Here is a 2,227-nt window from a genome sequence, read left to right as displayed (position 1 = left end):
AGCCCCACGCTACGAACCCGGGAAGACCGTGAAACGAGCCGAAACCCTCACCGAACACGTCCGCTTGAAACGGCAGCATGGTTAAACATCAAGCTTAGAGGCGCCAACTTGCGCGGTGCCAACCTCTACCGAGCGAACCTCTTCCGGACGGACCTGAGGGAAGCCGTCCTGCGGGAGGTGCTCATCACTGAGGCGATCATGGAACAGGCGTTCTTGCGGGGCACCTTCCTTGAAGAGGCCGTTGGATTGACGCCGGAGCAGGTCGTGGCTGCCTACCCGTCCAGTACGACGCGGCTGCCGGAGGCCCTGGCGGACATCCAGGAAGTCCAGGAGCGAATCGTCGATCTGGAGATGTCGCAGAACCCTGGCAACGGTGAGGTTGGCAACCCAGAGCCAGGCCGTGACGAGGATCGAAACGACCAGTAGGGGCTTGCATTGTGAATCATGCATGCATTCGCAAGATCGCCGCCGTCTGCGGCTGGTGATCGCCGGTTCCGACTCGGTGACCTCGGCAAAGCCGTTTGAATGGGACGGTCCGGTTGCGTGCGATCTCATTGAATCTGCTCGGTCCCGAGCGCTCTCGCGTTCCGTTCCACCACATCAGGCTCCGTGGCGTACAGGTCGTACACGGTGGTCGCGGCCTCTAGGAAGGCTGCGTGGCGCTCACCGAGCCTCTCCACCATCCAGGACTCGATCGCCCGCCCCTCGTAGACGAGACGCTGCACGACAACAAAGGAAAACGACAACTCGCCGACTGCACTTCGGACCGTATCGGGGCCCACCAAATCGACCCGCAACTTAGCCGAGTGGAACCGTTGCTTCGCTGCCTCGGCCTCTTCTTCCGAGGTAGGCAGGATGAGGGCGTTCATATACGACTCGATGGCCCCCAAAATCACCTGATAGGTGTCATACCGCGCCTGTAGGAGCCATCGCTTCGACTCCACGTGAGCCTGATCCTTCACCTGCTGGCGCGCAGCCTCCACAGTTTTCTCGCCACCGATACGTGCCGCCCGCGCCGTGAAACCGCCACCAATGAGGGCACCAAGCAGCGCTGCCATGCCGGCGAGCAAGGCCGCGATCCCTTCATCCATGGGTCCTCTTCCTGGTGCGGCGGCTAGAACGGACCCATTCAGTCTGTGCCGCTGCCGCGCACCCCGCCTCTGGTGTTGCGGACCGCAAGAAGGCTGTGGCCGGTGTCAGCGAACACGCTCTGTGGTGCGCGGACTGTGTCAGCTTCGGTGAGATCGGAGCTGTCGTCTGCCACGAGAACGTCAGCGGTTCTGCCGCGAAGAGTGTCAGTGGCAGGCGGGCGCGGATGGGCGTAGACCGGAGGTATGGCTGGCTCGCAGCGGACCTGCGTGATGTGCCACGAGCCGCTGCCTTCGGGTTCAGCACCGCGGCGCCGGTACTGCTCGGCCGCGTGCAAGTCGGCGTGGTTCCGGCAGTACCGCCGTAATGGCCGTGGCCTTGACCCAATGGCCGCCCACACGATCGGCAGGGGGCCGACGTGTCCGACGTGCGGCCGACGGCTGGCTCCCGGCTACTTCACCCGCTCCGACCAGGTGTTCTGTTCCGGGCGGTGTCGCACGGCGGCGTGGCGTGACCGGGCGCTGCACGGTTCGGCGGGGCTCACCGTGTGACGGCTACGCGATCCGATGGCGCAACCGACGTCGGTCAGGAGGACAGCGGCTCGGCGGTGGCGAGGGCGTCGCGGAGATCGGCGGGCAGCTCGGGGTGGTCGCGCCAGAGAACGCAGGTGTTCAGCATGCTCCGCCAGATCGAGCGGGCAGCCTCGGAGTCGGCGAACGGGCCGTCGAGCGCGTCCAGGAGCAAGCGGGCGTAGTGGTTGATGACCTTACGCAGGGTCTCCGCCACGCTCAGGATCAGCTCCGCCTCGGCGGAGCGAGGCTCATCGGCCAGTTCGGGCATGCGCTGCTTGAGCTTGATGGTGGTCTGCCGCACCTGGTCGGTGGCGAACGCGGCAAGGGCGCTGACCTGCTCGGCAGTGGGCAGCGTGGTGACGGTCGTGGTCATGGCTCTGGAGCGTACGGGTGTGTGGTCGGTCGGTTCAGGTGGATGGGGGAAGTTCCGCCTGGCGGAGGTGGTCAGCGGTCTTTCGGGGCCGGTTCAGGCGTGACTGTTTACGGCCGCCGGTGACCTGCGGTGACGTGGTGCGGGGCAGTCGCGATGATCGAGTAGATTGATCTTGTGACCTCCGAGCAGCAGC

At 65.2% G+C, this 2,227-nt stretch carries 3 protein-coding genes; 1 reads left to right on the top strand and 2 read right to left on the bottom strand.

What is annotated here, in order from left to right; translation table 11 throughout:
- Positions 1-426 (top strand): pentapeptide repeat-containing protein (locus ACWD3C_RS48390; protein ID WP_451155185.1); only part of this gene is annotated, 426 nt, incomplete at its 5' end.
- A 125-nt stretch (positions 427-551) separates the two neighbouring features.
- On the opposite strand, the gene ACWD3C_RS48385 is transcribed toward ACWD3C_RS48390, so the two are convergent.
- A complete protein-coding gene (locus tag ACWD3C_RS48385) occupies positions 552-1,091 on the bottom strand; it encodes a hypothetical protein (RefSeq protein ID WP_451155183.1) in 540 nt (179 codons plus the stop codon).
- Positions 1,092-1,674: 583 nt separating this feature from the next.
- On the bottom strand, positions 1,675-2,034 hold the full coding sequence (locus ACWD3C_RS48380; protein ID WP_451155181.1) for a hypothetical protein: 360 nt from the start codon (positions 2,032-2,034) through the stop codon (positions 1,675-1,677).
- Positions 2,035-2,227 lie beyond the last annotated feature (193 nt).

Source organism: Streptomyces sp. NPDC002845, assembly GCF_053591955.1.
This window is presented reverse-complemented; position numbering and strand designations above follow the sequence as displayed.

Coding starts and splice junctions, on each gene's coding strand:
- ACWD3C_RS48385 (WP_451155183.1), bottom strand. CDS start 1,091: ATGGATGAAGGGATCGCGGCCTTGCTCGCCGGCATGGCAGCGCTGCTT.
- ACWD3C_RS48380 (WP_451155181.1), bottom strand. CDS start 2,034: ATGACCACGACCGTCACCACGCTGCCCACTGCCGAGCAGGTCAGCGCC.